This window comes from Bacillus litorisediminis, assembly GCF_022808645.1.
GTDB classification, from domain to species: domain Bacteria; phylum Bacillota; class Bacilli; order Bacillales; family JC228; genus Bacillus_BF; species Bacillus_BF litorisediminis.
The window spans coordinates 29,670-47,788 of the sequence record NZ_JAKZKT010000035.1 but is presented as its reverse complement, the minus strand read 5'-3'; the positions used below and the strand labels follow the sequence as shown (position 1 = coordinate 47,788).

Genomic DNA, 18,119 nt, shown 5'->3' with positions numbered 1-18,119 from the left:
AAGAAATGGGAAGGTGGACACATCCAACAATGGGCCATGATCATGAATCAACTATTAGTTCACGACCACCTGAAGAAACGTGTGAAGAAATATCTAGAATAACTTACACACTTTTCTTGACAAGCCCTCCTTTTCTTATTTGTACTTTGGCATCATAAAATGATTGTCTATATTTCAAAAAAACTCTGCCGTTCTACTTTACAAACTCTTAAGGAATAACTTTGATACCACTCTGTTTTACCTTTGTCTTGTGCTAATTTATGAACTGAGTGTTCTTTCCAATTCCTGATGGCTTCTAGTGATTCCCAATAGGAGACAGTTATGCCTAACTCATTGTCACGTGCGCTTTCTATTCCCAAGAACCCCTTTTGTTGTGAAGCAAGCTCTACCATTTTTTCAGACATTTTACCGTACCCTTTATCACCCTCCGTACGCTGTGAAGAGAAAATGACAGCGTAATAAGGCGGCTCAGGTGTTTTAGCGATCTTTCCCATACATATCCCTCTTTTATATTTTTTTATTGAGAGGAATTCCCCAAAAACTCGGGATGTAATATATCCTCTCTGATCCCATTATCAAAGTAAACCTTATAAGCTTTTGCATTTGGCCGCGAGCTAACAATCTTACTGATATCCTGATCCATATAATGGATCGCTACCCCATCATCAGCAGCTATGCCGGGCAGTATTTGCTTAGCTTTGATGAACTTTTGATAAGCTGGTCGTCTCTCTGCTTCCCCATCATAATGCGGGCAGTTACTTCCCTTTAAAAAACCTAAACATTTAATGGGTTCAAGCCTATCACCAAATGAATCAGTAATCCCATCTTCGAACCAGCAAAGTGAACCTGCGCTAATTCCCGCTAATAAAACTCCTTGATCCCATGCTTTTTTAAGGAATGAATCTAACCCCCATTCCTTCCATAAAGCCAACAGATTTTTAGTACTCCCTCCCCCGACATAGATAATATCCTTCTCTAAAATAAAGTCTTCTAAATCTCTTGTCGGAGGTCTAAATAATGATAAGTGAGATGGCAGACATTGCTGTTTAGTAAAAAAGGAACAAAACCTTGATATATAGTCTTCTGAATCCCCGCTTGCTGTTGGGATAAAACATATTTTGGGGTTTTCCTTTTTGGATTGATTTAATATATATGTATCTAATAAAGGGTTTTCCGATTCCATTGAAAAACCTCCGCCACCCAGTGCAATGATTTGTCTCACGCCGATTATCCTCCCGTTAAATCCTATTTATCTGGAGTGGAATATAAAGACTCAATTCAGTTACGATCGAGAATGAATACCTCGTTATCATTTTATTAAACTACCACCTTTGTCCATGTTTAAAGTTAAAGCATCAGCTAAAATTAATTGCGAAAGTTCATGGTCATGAATCACATATTGAACTTCACTAGGTTCTACCCATATTCTCGTAACCGATTCGTGTTCTCGCAGAAAAGGGTAACACTCTGTGATATTCATTCGGTAAAACGCCTGATAGCCAATTAAAGGATATTGTCCATTAGGATCAAATGCGGGGTTTTCCTCGTGGTTTACTTCAATAGCACCGATATATTGTATCGATCCTTTAACATATCCTTCTTCATATGCTTCACGTAGTACGGCTTTTTCTAATTCCTCTCCAGGGTCCACATGTCCGCCAGGATAATTAAATCCTCTATTTTTTATGTGAACTAACATAACATTACCATCAAGAATACAAACTGCATGAACACTTGTTGATTCTGTTATTTTCATTGCAGGAATCCAAGTTAGCTTTACAAAATGTTCTCCCCAATCAGCAAAAATACTTGCCATATTAAGCCCTCCTGTAACTCTACTAACCATATTCAATTTAACTGCTTCATTTACCTTCTTAAGGACCTTCAAAAATTACAAATACAGCCCCAGCATAGACTGGGGCCAATATAATATTCTTATTTTTTCAGACTAACAGATTCTTTTTCCTGTTGTAAAAGCTCCATGGTTTCATCAAATTCTTTTTCGATTTCTTCATTTCGTTTATAGGTTAACTTACTTACAGCAACAGTTACTAGAAGACTTAAAATAAATCCAGGGACAATTTCATATAAAGATTTTGTAAGTACTTCTATATTACCCCAGATCATGACAGTTACGGCTCCAGCTACCATTCCTGCCAATGCCCCGGAAGCCGTAATTTTTCTCCAATACAATGAAAGAAGAATGACCGGTCCAAATGATGCTCCAAATCCTGCCCAAGCAAACGATACGAGATCTAATATCGTTTCATTTTTGGTCCACGCAAACACCATTGCTATAATGGAAACCACCAAAACGGAAAGTCTCCCGAGGAATACGTATCTCGCATCGGATGCATCTGACTTAAATACAGCTTTATACAAATCTTCTATTAATGCAGAAGACGTTACAATAAGCTGAGAAGAAATCGTACTCATAATGGCAGCAAGAACAGCTGCCAGCATAATTCCTGCAATAAACGGATGGAAAATAATCTGTCCTAATTCAATAAATACAGCTTCTTCATCTACAAGGGTTGCACCTGGGTTTTGCTGAAAATATGCAATTCCGACTAATGCGGTTGCAATTGCTCCAGCTAAGCTTAAGATCATCCACCCGATTCCTATTCTTCTCGCTTGTTTGGTTTCTTTGACCGATTTGATTGCCATAAATCGGACAATAATGTGAGGCTGACCAAAATATCCGAGCCCCCATGCAGCCGAAGAAATAACACCTGCTACTGTTGCACCAGAAACCAGACTTAAAAGGTTAGGATCGACTTCTCTGATAGTTTGAGCTGTTTCCGAAAACCCGCCTGTTAAAAAGACACCCACTAATAGCACTAAAATAAGTGCTAAAAACATAATAAGACCTTGTACAAAATCAGTGTAACTAACGGCAAGGAATCCGCCAAAAAGCGTATATGCGATTACCACCGCCGATACAATAAGCAGACCAGTATGGTAGTCAAAACCAAAGGAACTCTCGAAGAACACTCCGCCTGCAACCATTCCGGATGAAACATAAAATGTAAAGAAAATTAAAATAATTGCACCGGAAGCGATTCGCAATATTTTTGAATTGTCTTTTAATCTATTATCCAAGTAACTAGGAATCGTAATAGAGTTATTAGATACTTGCGTATACATCCTTAGACGCGGAGCAACATATAACCAGTTTAAATAAGCACCAATTGTTAAACCAATGGCAATCCATGCTTCTGCGAGACCCGATAAATAGATGGCTCCAGGAAGACCCATTAATAGCCAGCCTGACATGTCGGCAGCTCCCGCACTTAGTGCTGTTACCGCAGGTCCTAATGATCGCCCGCCAAGCATATAGTCGGTTAGATTAGTTGTACGCCGATATGCATACCATCCTATAATGAGCATCGCTGCCATATAAATGACAATAGCAATTGCTGTGTAAACATTACTTGTCATCCTTTTTCCTCCAATTCGTGTTTAATTTTAAGAATCTAGTATCGGTTCCCAGCCTTGCCTGCTTATTCACGCTTCCCCATAAGCAGAAAGAACCATTTTATTATATCAAAATTCTGAAATAATTTGAAATTCAATTTCTATTCTGGTTTTACATAAATAAAGAGGCGCCCAGTTGGCTGCCTCTTTTGAGGTCTATTTTGTTTTAAGAATATGCCTAAAATCACGTACTTATTTATTTCTTTTCTTACTCAATCTTCCTAGTAAAAAGGCACCGGCTGCAACTCCAAGAATCGCGTTGGTCTTTTTAGTAAATACTTGCTTTGCAACTAGATTTATGTTTTGAGGTCTCTCTGCAAGACGACGCATAAAATATCCATACCAGTCACTTCCGAATGGTACATAAGTGCAGAAATTGTAGCCTTCACGTGCTAATTGCAGCTGAAGATCTTTCCGAAAACCAAATAGCATTTGAAATTCAAATTTGTCATTTGGTATATTGTGTTCTTTGACAAATTTTTTCACATGATTAATGATATTATGATCATGTGTTGCGATGGAAGTGAACTTTCCATTTAACAAATGGTACTCAATCAATTTAACAAAGTTCGCATCTATATCCTTTTTATCTTGATAAGCAACCTCTTCAGGTTCCTTATACGCACCCTTCACGATTCGCAGACGATAATTTCTATATTTTTCAATGTTTTCTTCTGATTGATAAAAATAAGCCTGTATTACGGTACCGACATTATCGTATTCCTTTGAAAGTTCATCCAAAATATCGAAAGAAGGCTGAAGTCTTGCATAATCTTCCATGTCAATATTGATAAATATCCCATATTGATACGCCTTACTTACAATTTCTTGAAGGTTGTTTAAACAAAAATTATAGTCTATGTCTAATCCTAATTGAGAAGGCTTTAGGGAAATATGGGCATCTAGTTTATTGGTATAAATAGCTTCAATGACTTCTAGAATCTGTTCCTTTGCTTCTAGAGCCTCTTCTTCTTTGTAGACAAACTCTCCAAGATTATCAACCGTACAGGAAATTCCATGCAAGTTTAGCTCTTTTATACTTTTAATCGCCTCTTCTAAATTGGTACCCGCTACAACACTTTGTGCTCCTAATTTTAATCCGTATTTCTTAGCTGCAGTGTTCATAAATTCATTCTTTGATAAGCCAATAAAAAGATTTTTAAGCATAGACATAAGCATTACTCCTAAGAAGTGATTATTTTTTAATTGTAGTTTATCATAATTTTGAAAGAATAGACTATACTAAATAGTTTTGGTATAAAATGAAAAAAATTGTTGCAGCAGATGGTTTATAATTTTACTAGAATTCTCCCTCTAACTTGCCCTTCTAATAAAGTTTGGAAAACCGAAGGCAGTTGTTCCAATGTTACTTCCTGATAAATAAAGTCTTCTAGATTCACAGGCTTATAGTCCGATGCCAACCGCTCCCAAGTGTGTAAACGCTCATCCATTGGACAATAAGCCGAATCAATGCCTAGGAGATTGACGCCTCTTAGAATGAACGGGAACACGTACGCCGGAACTTGTTTGCCACCTGCTAATCCACTTACTGCCACTGAGCCGCCACGCTGAATTTGACTTAATATAGAGGCTAGCGGTTCCCCTCCAACCGGATCCACAGCAGCTGCCCATTTTTGTTTCCCTAATGGTTTAATTTCACCATCATAAATTTCTTTCCGCGAAACAACGGTTGTGGCTCCAAGTTTTTTCAAGTAATCATATTCTGTTACTTTTCCAGTACTCGCTTCCACTTCATACCCCATTGCGGATAAGATAGAGACAGCAAAGCTTCCAACTCCACCGGTTGCCCCTGTAACCAGGATTTTTCCTGTTTCCGGTGTTATATGATGCTCTTGAAGGCGCTGAACCGACAAGGCAGCCGTAAAACCAGCAGTTCCGATAATCATAGATTCTTTTAAGGTGAGTCCTTTCGGCAAAGGTACCACCCAATCCGCAGGAATTCGGGCATATTCACTGTAACCGCCAAAATGGGATGTCCCTATTTCATAGCTCGTTGCAATGACTTCATCTCCTTCTTGAAATCGCGGGTCTGATGATGCAACAACGACGCCTGCTAAATCTATCCCCGGAATGAACGGATAAAATCTGACAATATTTCCATTTGGAACAGTAGCAAGACTATCTTTATAGTTTACTCCGGAATACGCAACACGAATGAGAACTTCTCCCTTTGGTAAATCATCAAATGTTAACTTTTTTAATTCAACCAATACCTGTTCATCTACTTTGTTAACCATGAGGGCTTGAAATGTTGTCATTTTATATCGATCTCCTTCCTGCATTTAGTAATGATGACTTCAGCTATTTTATTTAATCATTGGCTCTTGCAGTAGTAAACTTAGTTTATGGCTGATGACAGGCACTATATATCCCCCTTATTTCCTCTATCCTCATATTCGATACAGCCATACTCACATTCTTTTTTCTATATGTATCACCGTAATTCCTTTAATTTACTTTCACTTATAGCTTAAAATATAGCAAACTAAAAAACCTAGTTCGGTGTACACCAAACTAGGTTAACCTTACTCCCCAGAGACAGAAACTTGCGGATTATACTTTGTCTTTTGAATATAAAGGAGCCTGGACGACAAACCTAAACCCGCAGCAAGTAACCCGATCGTTAATCCGAGCCAATATCCCGTTGCCCCCATTTCAGTAAAATTAGCAAGTACGTATCCAACTGGCAAACAAATCGCCCAATAAGCAATCAAGGTCATAATAAAAGCGATATTAACATCTTTATACCCTCTTAGGGCAGCTTGAGCAGTAACCTGCAACGCATCTGAGATTTGGAAGAATAAAGCATAAATGAGAAAATGAGCAGTGAGCGAAATAACAGCCGCTTCATCTGAATAAATACCTGCTACTTCATCACGGAACAGTACAATACAAAGTCCCGTAACAAGCGCAATAATCATTGATAAATAAATTCCTAACCAGCTATAAATCTTTGCATCTTTATAACGTCTTGCCCCAACCTCATATCCGACTAAAACAGTAAGCGCCATTGATATACTAGTTGGTATCATATACAGGAAGGAAACAATATTTAAAGCTGATTGATAGGCTGCAATCGTTGTAACACTGTATTGACTTAAAAAGATTGTCACCACTGCAAACATACTGGTCTCAAAAAATGTGGACAACCCCATCGGTACTCCAATTTTTAATATCTCCTTACATTTAGCAAGAGAAAACTGAAGCGAACGGGAAAACACATGAAATGCTGCAAATGGTTCCTTCGTTTTAATAATAAAAATCGTGACTCCCAGTATGAACCAGAATGTAACAGCCGTTGCATATCCGCCGCCAGCTCCGCCAAGCTCCGGAAATCCAAGGTTTCCGAATATAAGAGTATAGTTTAAAAAAAGATTTAAAGGTAACGCAGAAAGCAAGATGACCATGACTACCCGCGTCTTCCCTAGTGCATAGATAAATGATCTCAATACATTATAGACAAATAAAGGAATAATCCCAAAACTAAGACCAACTAAATAATTATAAGCGGGCTCTCGTACTGCATTCTCTAGATTCATCTGATCAAGAAATGGATTTAAAAGAAACATTCCCAGGATAATAACCATTATTCCAATTAGAATCGCTAAAATCACTCCATTCTTAACAACTGCTGAAACATCCTCTTCCTTTTTTTCACCAAAGCGCTGAGCTACAATCGGCGAGACAGCGAGTAGAATGGTACTTAAACCTGTAAAAATAGGGTTCCAAATCGATGATCCTATGGCTACTCCCGCCAAATCGGAAGAATTATATTTTCCTGACATAATTGTGTTAAAAAGAACCATCGAAAACATTCCGAGCTGGGTTATTAAGATAGGTACTAATAATATAAAAATGAGTTTCGTTTTCTCTCGTAATGTAAAGGTTTGTTTCATATTGTTCCTACTCCTTACACAAAAAAAGCACGCCCTTTAATAAGGACGTATTTAAACTCTTATTATCTTACAGCAAAAAATGGCAGAAGAGAACCGAAATCATAAGTTTTAGTCAAAATATATAGGGGCATGAGGATTTTTCAAGTGCTCAAACGCAAGTTCAATTTGGTTTTTTGTTATCCTGTGAATTGATAACGGAGGCAATTGATGTTTATCGAAGAATTGAACGTCATTTGTCTCAATACTGTTTTTTGCATTTCCTCCACTTAATTCACATAAGAACATGATTTTATAAACATGGTAAGGAGATGGCGGATGAGGGTGACATTTCTTGTCAAACACAGCAATCAGCTTGATTGGTTTTACATCATATCCTGTTTCTTCTTTCACTTCTTTAACTGCTATTTCAGCAGGTGAATAGCCAATATCGGCCCAGCCTCCCGGCAATGACCACTTGCCATCAGATTTTTCTTGAACCATTAGGATTTGTTCCTTATGAAAGACAGCTGCGCGAACATCTACTTTAGGAGTTGGATACCCCGTTTCATTAGCAAATAAATCTTTGATTTTATTTACTTCCATGTCCGTATGCCGTGATAAGATTTCTAAGCTTATGTTTCGTATCATTTTAAACCGTTCAATATCAAATACATCTTTAGAATAAGCTAATCCTGCTTGTGCAATAGCTTGAAGCTGCTTAGCCCATGTAAGCCACTGTTCTTCCAAAGAAGCACCCCCTTTTGTTCAATGCATTTACATCATACTTTCGCCAGATACTTGTTCGTAGCATTCTATGTATAAAAATGATCCATGATGTAGACGATTCATCTATTTTGGTAAAAACTATGTCGTTTTTTAAGTATTGTGTATCTATCAGGAAAAGTAGAACTTTACTGGGGATTCCCACAAATAGAACAAAATTTTGCTTGTTTTTCAATCAAATCTCCACAATTCGAACAAAATTTTTTGTTATCTTCATAGAATCCTTCTCTGAATGCCTCACCCATTATTTTCATTTGTTCGCGCAAGATCTCTTCATTTTGTTTCAGATATTTTTGCTTTATAGCAGGCATGCTCAAGACGGCTCCTATAAAGATAACAGGCATTGACGCAAAACCGACCCAAAAATATTTAGGTTCTTCAAAAAAATCTGATGACGCGAAATCAATTAAAAAAATAACAAAACCAGCTAAACCGATAATTAAAATAAGGGGACCAAATTTTTTCATCTTATCTCTCCTTATTTTTTTAAGAATAATAATAGTGCGAAAAATATAATGATGAATCTATGGAGAGTTTAGATTAGAACTGCTTGTGACACCCAGCCATTATGCCTGCAAAAAGCAGAATGATTCGTTTTATATTCACTCCCCCTTACATTTAGACGTTTCATAACAAAAAAAGTTCCAGGATTTCATGAAAAAAGCGATTCTTCAATTGCAAGAATCGCTTAATAATGAAATTATTTATAATGTTAATGATAGTGTGATTGAACCATTTCTAAATCATTTAAAAACAATCGAATTTCTTCCTGACTTAATCTTAGCGGGATCTGATCATTAAGAACGATTACCTGTCCATCTAAATCATCCTGATGCTTTATCAGATACTGATATAGCATCTGTAATTGCTTTTCTTTTATAGTAGATTCTATTGTCAAATGCTTCACTTCTTGGAGCGAGAATTCATTCATTTCTTCATCAAATTCACCAGAAATTAGGTTCCCTTTGAGAATCATTTGGATCACCTCTAGGATGTAAAAATTTTAATGATTTCTTAGAATATGGCTAATCTGTAATATGCCTTTATTCAAATTTTTTAAAAGGTATCACCCCATTCCATCTACACACTGTTATACGGATGAACTGGCCGTTGCTATTCGGTAAAGGTTCCCTCCCATCGCAAAGGAAACTCTCCCTGTTTCTTCAGATACAACCAAAGCTAATGCATCGCTTTTTTCGCTAATTCCTAAGGCAGCCCGATGACGCGTTCCTAGTTTTTTTCCGAATACAATTCGTTCTGATAAGGGAAGAACATTGGCTGCAGAAACAATTTCATTACCGCGAACCAGTACGGCTCCATCATGAAGAGGATTACCCGGATAAAAGATGGATTCTAAGAGAGAAGAAGTTAGAGTTGCTCCAACTGGGGTTCCTTGGCGGATTATAGAATCTAGGCGAATTCTTCTTTCAATCACAATCAAGCCGCCATGCTTTTGATGCGAAAGGTTTTGTACACATGTCGATAAATCTAAGTATTTTTCTGTAAATGGGGACAAATAACAATTTAAATAAAAGGAGGCTGCTACTGTTTCGATTTGTTCAAACTGTTCTTTAAGATCTTCTAATTTTCCTAAACACATTCATTATCATTCTGCAAGGTTCTTAATCCCTCATCTATTTCAGAAGAAATCGTTTCAAGACGTTTGATAATGTCCTGTTTTAAAGAAGAAAAATCACATGTTGGCTGAAACACACTTAAGTCCCCCTATTTTAACCGTGTCAAGTGAATGTACATTTTATATCATTTCATTTTATTCCATCTTTACCTGCAGAATCAGTCAATCTAATTCATAGCCAAATCATCCCGATCTGCAGCTAATGGAGGCTGTTCTAACCATTCTTCATCGATTAAAATATTTAATCCGTCTTCTGCATACTTCATTATTTCTGCCGTTAATCCTGAGAAACTAGCAACTAAATCCCTGCGCTGGCAAGATGAGATCGCCACTCCATAATTCCCGATTCCTGAGTAATTCATAAGTCCGAAATGATACATCATCAATTTATCTGAAAATGGAGCTGCCTGCCTAACGGTAATTTCATGATCCCAAGTCATCGGAACAGGCAAATTTTCTTCTCGTAAAAATGAAGAAAAGATTCCAATATGTTTCTCTGCAATTTCCTTTCCTCTTAAAAAATAGTTTCTGACATTTTTATTTTCAGTAACTTGAGAAAATGCAATAGCTAAAGATTCGCCTAACATATTTGTTTGTATATTTGAATAGAGTTGGGTAATTTCGATGCCGGTAAGCGGTCGCTTTTCACCTAAAAAGCCCTTTAAAAAAGATTGCTTGCGAACAAATTCAATTTGCTGCGGATAAGGAATATAAGGCGGCCTTACGGCTAAGCCCTTTTCTAATAAAAGTTCAGTAGACACCTTATTTATTTCCATTGTAGAAGTGAGGGATTTGTTGTAAAAGGCAAGGATATCCTCCCTGAAAATTTGCGGGAGAATCAATCCATAATTGGATAAACCGCCCTTTGTCATGTTTTTCAGATAATATAAGCAAAAGGTATCCGAAAATAAACGTTCAGCATTAAGGTTTACATCCTGTTCAGTAAAACCCAATGGAATGGGAAGTGATTCTGCTTTAAAAATACTCCTTATTATTTCAACATGCTGATGCGATACATCTAAGGCATGTTCAATTACTTTTTTGATTTCTTGATCTTGGATAATTTCTTTCATATATTGAAAAACACAAATAGACATTGTATCGTTTAAGTAATTTTGGAATAAGGCTGAAATTTCGGCAGATGTTAACTTAATATTATTATTCCTTTCCATTGCAGACCTCGCTATTCGTAAAGATTTACTGTTAGGTTCCCCTTGCTTGCCCAATTTATTAAGAAATACGTTTTTGCAGAAACAAAAAAAGCCTCTTAGAAGGCTTTCTTGTAAAGCAATTTCATAACTGCTAATTCGTTATCTGTTCGGTTAACCAGCAAGGCATAGCATAAAGGAAGAAAAAAACGATACAAATCCGCATCATAGCCATGCATGTTTAATTCTCAAACACCCATTGAAGATTGTTCTTTTAAGTCTTGTTTTTGGTTTGACACATAACTATGGAGAATAATTCCGATAATTACTGTAAAGATACCAAGCCATGATAGGGTTGTTGGCAAGGCAATGGATAAAACGATAATTTCCCCAACTAATGCAAACAGGACTTCCATCGATTGGGTTGCTTCAACTGCAGCTAATTTTTGCATATTACCCCTAACTAAATCAGTGGCTTTAAAAAACAAAACAGTAGCTACTACTCCAGAACATATAGCAACTATCAATGATTGAAATCCCTGTCCTGTACTAGGCGGTCCAACTGTAAAAAGCCCATATACAGATAGAAAAAACCAGAGCGGAAGACTTGCTAGTGTCATACCAAGCACCCGCTGATACGCATCTAAACGGCCTTCACATACTTCCATCATTTTTCGGTTTCCTAATGGATAGGCAAACGATGCAACTAGAACAGGGATAAAGCCGAGTAAAAACGAATTTATCGTCAGCTTTTCAGCATGTTCAAATTGCATCAGCAGGATTCCTAACAGAATAATCATTGACATCAGAAGACCTTTAAAAGGAATTTTACCTCTTACTTGAATTGGACCGTTTTTGGTATCAATTGTTTCAAAAAACAAAGAGGATAATAAAATCCCGGATACAATGGTAATTTGCCATGTCCCTGCAATTAACCACCCAGGTGAATAGGCTGCTGCAAAACATAATGGTGCATAAAAAAGACCAAACCCTACAAAGCTCCATAGCATCCAAGTTCCTGGCTTTTTTCTCATTTCAAGGAAGAGCGATTTTAAATTTCTCCTGGCTATCACAATACATAGGAGAAATGGAATCATAAAAATATATCTAAGGGATGCGCTCCAAATCCAGCTGCCACCCGAAACCTCCATTGAAGCATTCAGCACAAAAGTGAACGCGAAAAAGAAGGATGCCAAAATACCAATTAAAATAGGGCGCACGTGAAGTCACCTCAATTTATGTGTTATTCACCCTAACACATGTTAATTTTTTCACATAACTTTAAAAAGATGAATGAGTTTAATAACTATTGTGAGATAATGAATCCATCAGCTCTTCTTTTCTAAATTATCAAAATGTTGGAAAGTCTGTAAACCCTTTTTTATAACTCATACAAATTAGAGGCGTGCATGGCACGCCTCTATTCTAATCTTCTATATTCCCCTTTACAATGATCGTTACATTTTCTTTCGTCAAAATGAGAGTTTCATTGTTTTTCCGATTACCAAGCTGAAATTCATTTACACCGAAGTCGACATATTGTTCTGCTAGCTGAATGCGAAGAATGGCTTCTTCATTTTTCTCTTTGAGCATTTGTAAAATTTCTTGATGGATGTTTAGTTCTACTAGTTCTTCCTTATTTGCAGTACCAACTGGGAAGATGAGCCAATCTATTTCTTCGGCTCCCTCAATTGATGCTTTAACGAGCCCATTCTTCAAATGAATTGAATAGGTTTTTTGCCCATCCTTTGATTGCTTTTCACTTATGTTTAAAGCTTTTTTATCTAGTGTAATCAATGATTTTGCATCGTAGTTAACAGTGAAAGAATATTGCTTTGTACTTTTGGCAATAGCTTCACTGTTATTGTTAAAAATAGTTTGCTTCACTTCGTCTGATGGTTCAATCGAAACTACAATCGTATTTTCACCTTCTTGCAGCTTCACAACATGTGCAAAACTCATATCTTCCCGGACCGTTACTTGTTCTCCATTGATCATCAATATTCCGCCTTTGATGGCATTCCCTTTTACTGTTAAAGCATCTGTATCAACAGTTGCTTTATTTTCAGGTGTAGTTATCACAACAGGCTGATCAATCCAGCGGAAAATTTCATCATTGACGATCATTTTATTGTTTCCTTGATTAGTAACTGTAATTTTCAAATCCGTTCCAATCGCTCCATACCCATAATAACTAGTATCGTCATCTGTTTTGTCATTTGGAGTATGATCTGGAAGTCCTTCCCCTTCCCAAGATCCATTCTTTACATATTTATATGTGATCTCGGTTCCTTCTGGGAATTCTTTTGTAAAGGTCCAGTCTGTTGTCACAGCACCGTTCCGTGACATTTCCCACGCCCCTGTATTCCAGCCATTCTCACTGCTTGGAATGGTTATTTTAGTATCCAGTGGTGTGTATGCTGGCGCATGAACAACAAAGGTGACTTCAACCATGACAATATCCGGGGTAATTGTAATAGGATTAGAACTTACCTTGTTTCCGAAGCGGTCATAGTATGTCACTTTATACGTATAGGTCGTGCCGTTTTCAACATTCCGGTCGATAAAACCAGTTGCTTCAGTATCATTTAATATCATTAAAAGTTCTCCATCACGCTCTATAGCAATCAGATAGGCGTCAGCCTCAACTGGATTGATGACGCTCCATGTCAGATTGACTTGACCAGATTCAACCAACGGCTGCGCTAATGTAACTTTTTCTGCCGGAGGAATTGAATCTTCCGGATTCGGGGCAAATTGTATCTTCACTTCATTTGTATATTTCCAGGTAGCGCCTTGATCCGTTGTAAAAGCGAATCGATAGGTGTACGTCCCCGATTCTAAAGGACGGAATGATGATTGAAAAATATTATTATTTCCTGATTGGCCAGTGTAAGATGCCCGATAAGATGTCCATTCAGGATCACCTTCTTTTTTCACTTCAAGTTTACCGGTTAGTCCTTCAGCATACCCGCTTTCGGTTGCTCCTTCGATCCAAACCTCTGCCCGAATCGTGTGTGAAACTGATAAATCAAGTATCTGGTCTGCTATTTCAGTTAAACCGCCAATCCAATATTTCGTGTCAATCCATTCATAATGTGGGACCATAGCTGAAGTGGTTTCTGTTTTTTCCGATTCATTGCCTTCTTCGTCGACTGAAACAACTGCAAAGTAGTAGGATTGCCCATTGGTTAAACCACTGACCGTAAAGGTTCTATCAGTTGTAGTCCCAACCTCTTCATAAAGAGCCCCTTTTAAAGTTGATTGGTAGATTTTATACGAGCCTGTTCCGCCGGTCCAAGATAAAGTCACCTGACCTTGCCCTGCTTCGGCTGAGAGGTGAGAAACCTTTTCTGGGAAAGCAAGATCCTGTCCTGCTTGGCTGACAAGCATTCGGCCTGACATGGCAGGAAGTACAAGCGTAACTTTTCCGTTTTCCGAAGTCACTGTAGACGAAAGATCTATCTGGTCAGTTAGTGATATCCCATTTTTCAACAATTCTTTAACATCAATTTCTATCGTTTTTTCAGAAGAACTTCTATTAATAGCAATGATTCCAAACTTATCACTTGTGATACGTGCAAATGCTAAAACATCTCCATTTGCATAGATCGTTTTCATGTCTCCATGTGCAAATAGATCACTGTGTTTGGTCCGTACTTCACCAATCGTTCGGTAATGATTGATTAAATCCTGATCTTCATTTCCCCATGGATAAGTCCTGCGGTCATCGGGGTCGTGAGAACCAGTTACTCCCGCTTCGTCACCATAATAGATGGTTGGTGCACCAGGGTAGCCCATTTGGATAATAGAAGCTAATTTTAAGCGTTGTACACCGAGTTGATGATTATAGTTTGGTTCCTGTTCAGCAATCGTGGTTGCATCTGAACCGCCTCCTAGCAGAAAAACTGCACGGGCCGTATCATGGGATCCCATTAAATTCATTAGTGCATAGTAGGCCTCAGCAGGGTAATCTTCCTGAACGGCTGTTAGCTGAGCTGCAGCATTTTCTGCATTGCCATTTGTCAGGAAATCTAAAATGGCACCTCGGAAACGGTAGTTCATAACGGAGTCATATTGATCCCCTAAGAAATATTTAGAAGCATCATCCCAGATTTCACCGAGAATTAGCGGTTCTTCACCTTCCTGTAAAGTTGCACCCGTTCCGGAAAATTCTGAAGACTTTAGTTGCTTGCGAAACTCCCGCCAAAATTCCATATCAACCTCGTTTGCCACGTCTAATCTCCAGCCGGAACCGCCTTTTTTAATCCATGATTTAGCCACAGAATCCTCAGCATACATAATGTAATCGGCAAACTGTCCATTATTTAGTTCACTATCGTAGTTTACGGCTGAACCAGGGATACTTTTTATTTCAGGAAGAGAATCAAATCCCCACCATGCCTGGTATGCATATCGTTCTGTCAGTAAACCCTTATCGACTTTTTCATTCCTGATATTAAACCAATTGTGATACCCAAGCACATCATCAAACACTTGTCCCTCTGCCTCTAGCTGATTGCGTGCCTCAACCTTTGCTTCTTCTTCGGGTAGCCCTTGTTCGTTCATTAAATCGTAAATACGTGACCAATATTCATAGGCCCCAACTGTTTTATATTTTCCGTAACGGTCAAAGTAAATCGAGTCATCCCCAGAGTGATTAAAGACCCCATCCAAAATTAAATGCATGCCTCTTTTAGACAATTCGTTTGTGAAAGCATAAAACTCTTCAGGCGTTCCAAACATTGGATCGATTGTTTTCCAATCGGAGGCATCATATTTATGGTTGGAGGCTGCACTGGCAATTGGATTGAGATACAAAGTATTAACACCGAGAGATTGAAGATAGTCTAATTTTTGCTGGATTCCTGCAATATCTCCTCCAAAAAAGTCATTACTCCAAATTCCATCCCCATCATAATCGGCACTGCCGCTTAAATCCGGATTATCTGGGAGCTCATTCCACTCCTGATGTTCAATTGGCTCAGAACCTCTAGCATTTGTTTTGGCCGTATCGTTTTCCTGATTCCCATTGAAGAATCGGTCAGGAAAAATTTGATAGACAACGGCCTCTTTCATCCAATCCGGAGTTTTAAAGGATGGATCAAATACGGTTAACTGGAAAAGATCGGCATTAGCAGCTACAGTTTTACCAATGTGGCCTTCTTTTGTGTCTTCGCCATACTCAGCACGTGCTGTTTGGTCTTCAGCAATAAATTTATAGCCGTAAACTCCTTTTTGCGTCGGGGTAAAAATAGCTTCCCAGTAGTCTTTTCCGTTGGCTGTTCCTGCTTTAGTCATTGAAACAACCTTAGAAGTTCCGGTGTTTTGATTTCTTATGAAAAGATCAGCACCTGTCAAATCCCCTTCTTTGGAAGCAAGACGTAGAGTAACTGGTGTATTCGTTGAAACGGCTCCAAACGGTGAGCGATACGTTTCATCCCAGGTATCGTGAAAAAGATTATCCCAATGGACGTTATTATCCGATCCTTCTGGGCTATAGTCGGTATAGACTTCTTTGGTATTGTTGTTGTAAAAGAAGGTAATTTCGGATTCTGCTAATACATGTAATGTGGCATTGGTGTTTGGATATTCTTGTCCCCAATTACTTCCAAGGACAATTTTATATTCATAGTTTCCTTGAGGAACGGTAGTTTTGTAAGTATAAATATTGTCAAAATTGTCATCCAGCAGAATGGCGGTTGATGTGCCAGGACTCCATTCATTTCCTGCACCAATTGCAGGTTGAATCGTTCCTGCAATACGAGGCTGTTTCTCTTGCGGGATTGCTTGATACCAGGTTGAGTCGGCAATTGCTTTTGTTCCATCATGGAAGTGGAAAGTTATATTTGTCGGTTCTTGCAGAGTGAATGTAAGGTTTTCTCCGTTTCTTCCCCCGTATCCATAATTTTCTTCCCAGCTTCCGTTAATCGCAATTTTATATTCATAAGTACCAGCAGGCAATTCACCCGAAAATTGATAGAATCCATTTCCTATTGGAGTCATAATCGTTTCAGGTGCAGACGGGTTCCATTCTTCGCTTGCACCAAGTTCATCTTGCAGATTTCCTACTAATGTAACAACTCGCTGTTCTGCATGTGAAATTGGAATTATTCCGCTAAAAGATTGAAGAATCATGGCAAAAATCATACATATTGAAACTAGTTTAAATTTATTCCTTTTCAAACAATTTCCCCCTTTGCTCTGTCCATGACATAATAGATTCGTATAAAAACAGCTTTGCGAAACCGTTTGCACAAATCTTTATAAGAAAATAAAACTCCTTTTACCTTATATCCCTCCTTGCCAAAAATTTGTTTCCTAACAATTAATGCAAACGCTTTCATATTTACTTTATTTTTACACCAAGATTTAAACTCTATCAATAGCTTCGACAAATAATACTACCATTTTCCTATATTCGCCATATCACGTGAGAAACATGAGTAATGAAAGAACAAATCCTACATAACCTAAAAACATTAGACATTCACTTAACTCAAGATGATTGGAAGTTATTCTGACAGCTTTGCGGAATTCTCAGCTATGCATGTCCGAATCTCGGGCCTATTCTGACAGCTTTGGAGAATTTCCAGCCATCTGTGTCCGAATCACAGACCTATTCTGACAGCTTTGCGGAATTTCCGGTTATTCGTGTCCAAATCACGGGCCTATTCTGACAGCTTTGCGGAATTTCCAGCCATTCGTGTCCGAATCTCGGGCCTATTCTGACAGCTTTGCGGAATTTCCAGCCATTCGTGTCCGAATCACGGGCTTATTCTGACAGCTTTCCTGAATTTCCAGCCATCTGTGACAGAATCACGGGCTTATTCTGACAGCTTTGCGGAATTCTCGGCTATGCGTTTCTGAATCACGGACCTATTCTGACAGCTTTGCGGAATTTCCGGCTATTCGTGTCCAAATCACGGGCTTATTCTGACAGCTTTGCGGAATTCTCGGCTATGCGTGTCCGAATCACGGACCTATTCTGACTGCTTTCCGGAATTTCCAGCCATCTGTGTCCGAATCATGGGCTTATTCTGACAGCTTTTCCAAATTTCCAGCCATCTGTGTCCGAATCTCGGGCTTATTGTGACAGCTTTGCGGAATGTCCAGCCATCTGTGTCCGAATCTCGGGCTTATTCTGACAGCTTTCCTGAATTTCCAGCCATCTGTGTC

Annotated in this window: 13 protein-coding genes and 1 pseudogene; all 14 read right to left on the bottom strand. The window is 38.3% G+C overall.

Annotated elements, in window-relative coordinates:
• Positions 1 to 167: 167 nt before the first annotated feature.
• Positions 168 to 494: an antibiotic biosynthesis monooxygenase family protein gene (locus MLE14_RS16425; protein WP_243299497.1), complete on the bottom strand. Its 327-nt coding sequence runs from the start codon at positions 492 to 494 to the stop codon at positions 168 to 170.
• Positions 495 to 517: 23 nt separating this feature from the next.
• Complete coding sequence (locus MLE14_RS16420; RefSeq protein WP_243299496.1) at positions 518 to 1,222, bottom strand: Type 1 glutamine amidotransferase-like domain-containing protein; 705 nt, start codon at positions 1,220 to 1,222, stop codon at positions 518 to 520.
• 87 nt (positions 1,223 to 1,309) lie between these two features.
• Complete coding sequence (locus MLE14_RS16415) at positions 1,310 to 1,816, bottom strand: NUDIX hydrolase (RefSeq protein ID WP_243299495.1); 507 nt, start codon at positions 1,814 to 1,816, stop codon at positions 1,310 to 1,312.
• Positions 1,817 to 1,935: 119 nt separating this feature from the next.
• Entirely contained in the window at positions 1,936 to 3,441 is a 1,506-nt protein-coding gene (gene putP, locus MLE14_RS16410) for a sodium/proline symporter PutP (protein ID WP_243299494.1), read from the bottom strand.
• 228 nt (positions 3,442 to 3,669) lie between these two features.
• Positions 3,670 to 4,644, bottom strand: coding sequence for a proline dehydrogenase family protein (locus tag MLE14_RS16405; RefSeq protein ID WP_243299500.1), 975 nt, complete (start codon positions 4,642 to 4,644; stop codon positions 3,670 to 3,672).
• 122 nt (positions 4,645 to 4,766) lie between these two features.
• Entirely contained in the window at positions 4,767 to 5,756 is a 990-nt protein-coding gene (locus MLE14_RS16400; protein WP_243299493.1) for an acrylyl-CoA reductase family protein, read from the bottom strand.
• A gap of 267 nt (positions 5,757 to 6,023) precedes the next feature.
• Entirely contained in the window at positions 6,024 to 7,394 is a 1,371-nt protein-coding gene (locus tag MLE14_RS16395) for an MATE family efflux transporter (protein WP_243299492.1), read from the bottom strand.
• 108 nt (positions 7,395 to 7,502) lie between these two features.
• A complete protein-coding gene (locus MLE14_RS16390; protein WP_243299491.1) occupies positions 7,503 to 8,120 on the bottom strand; it encodes an NUDIX hydrolase in 618 nt (205 codons plus the stop codon).
• A 164-nt stretch (positions 8,121 to 8,284) separates the two neighbouring features.
• Positions 8,285 to 8,623: a zinc ribbon domain-containing protein gene (locus MLE14_RS16385; protein ID WP_243299490.1), complete on the bottom strand. Its 339-nt coding sequence runs from the start codon at positions 8,621 to 8,623 to the stop codon at positions 8,285 to 8,287.
• Positions 8,624 to 8,868: 245 nt separating this feature from the next.
• Positions 8,869 to 9,132 (bottom strand): hypothetical protein, encoded by a 264-nt coding sequence (locus MLE14_RS16380; protein ID WP_243299489.1) that lies wholly within the window; start codon positions 9,130 to 9,132, stop codon positions 8,869 to 8,871.
• A 114-nt stretch (positions 9,133 to 9,246) separates the two neighbouring features.
• Positions 9,247 to 9,869, bottom strand: a pseudogene (gene cdaS, locus MLE14_RS16375) (sporulation-specific diadenylate cyclase CdaS).
• Positions 9,870 to 9,959: 90 nt separating this feature from the next.
• Positions 9,960 to 10,964 carry a DUF3231 family protein gene (locus MLE14_RS16370; RefSeq protein ID WP_243299488.1) on the bottom strand — a complete coding sequence of 335 codons (1,005 nt, stop codon included), beginning with the start codon at positions 10,962 to 10,964 and terminating at the stop codon, positions 9,960 to 9,962.
• 224 nt (positions 10,965 to 11,188) lie between these two features.
• Complete coding sequence (locus tag MLE14_RS16365; protein ID WP_243299487.1) at positions 11,189 to 12,160, bottom strand: DMT family transporter; 972 nt, start codon at positions 12,158 to 12,160, stop codon at positions 11,189 to 11,191.
• Between the two features lie 205 nt (positions 12,161 to 12,365).
• A complete protein-coding gene (locus tag MLE14_RS16360) occupies positions 12,366 to 17,126 on the bottom strand; it encodes a pullulanase X25 domain-containing protein (RefSeq protein WP_313897771.1) in 4,761 nt (1,586 codons plus the stop codon).
• Positions 17,127 to 18,119: the final 993 nt, after the last annotated feature.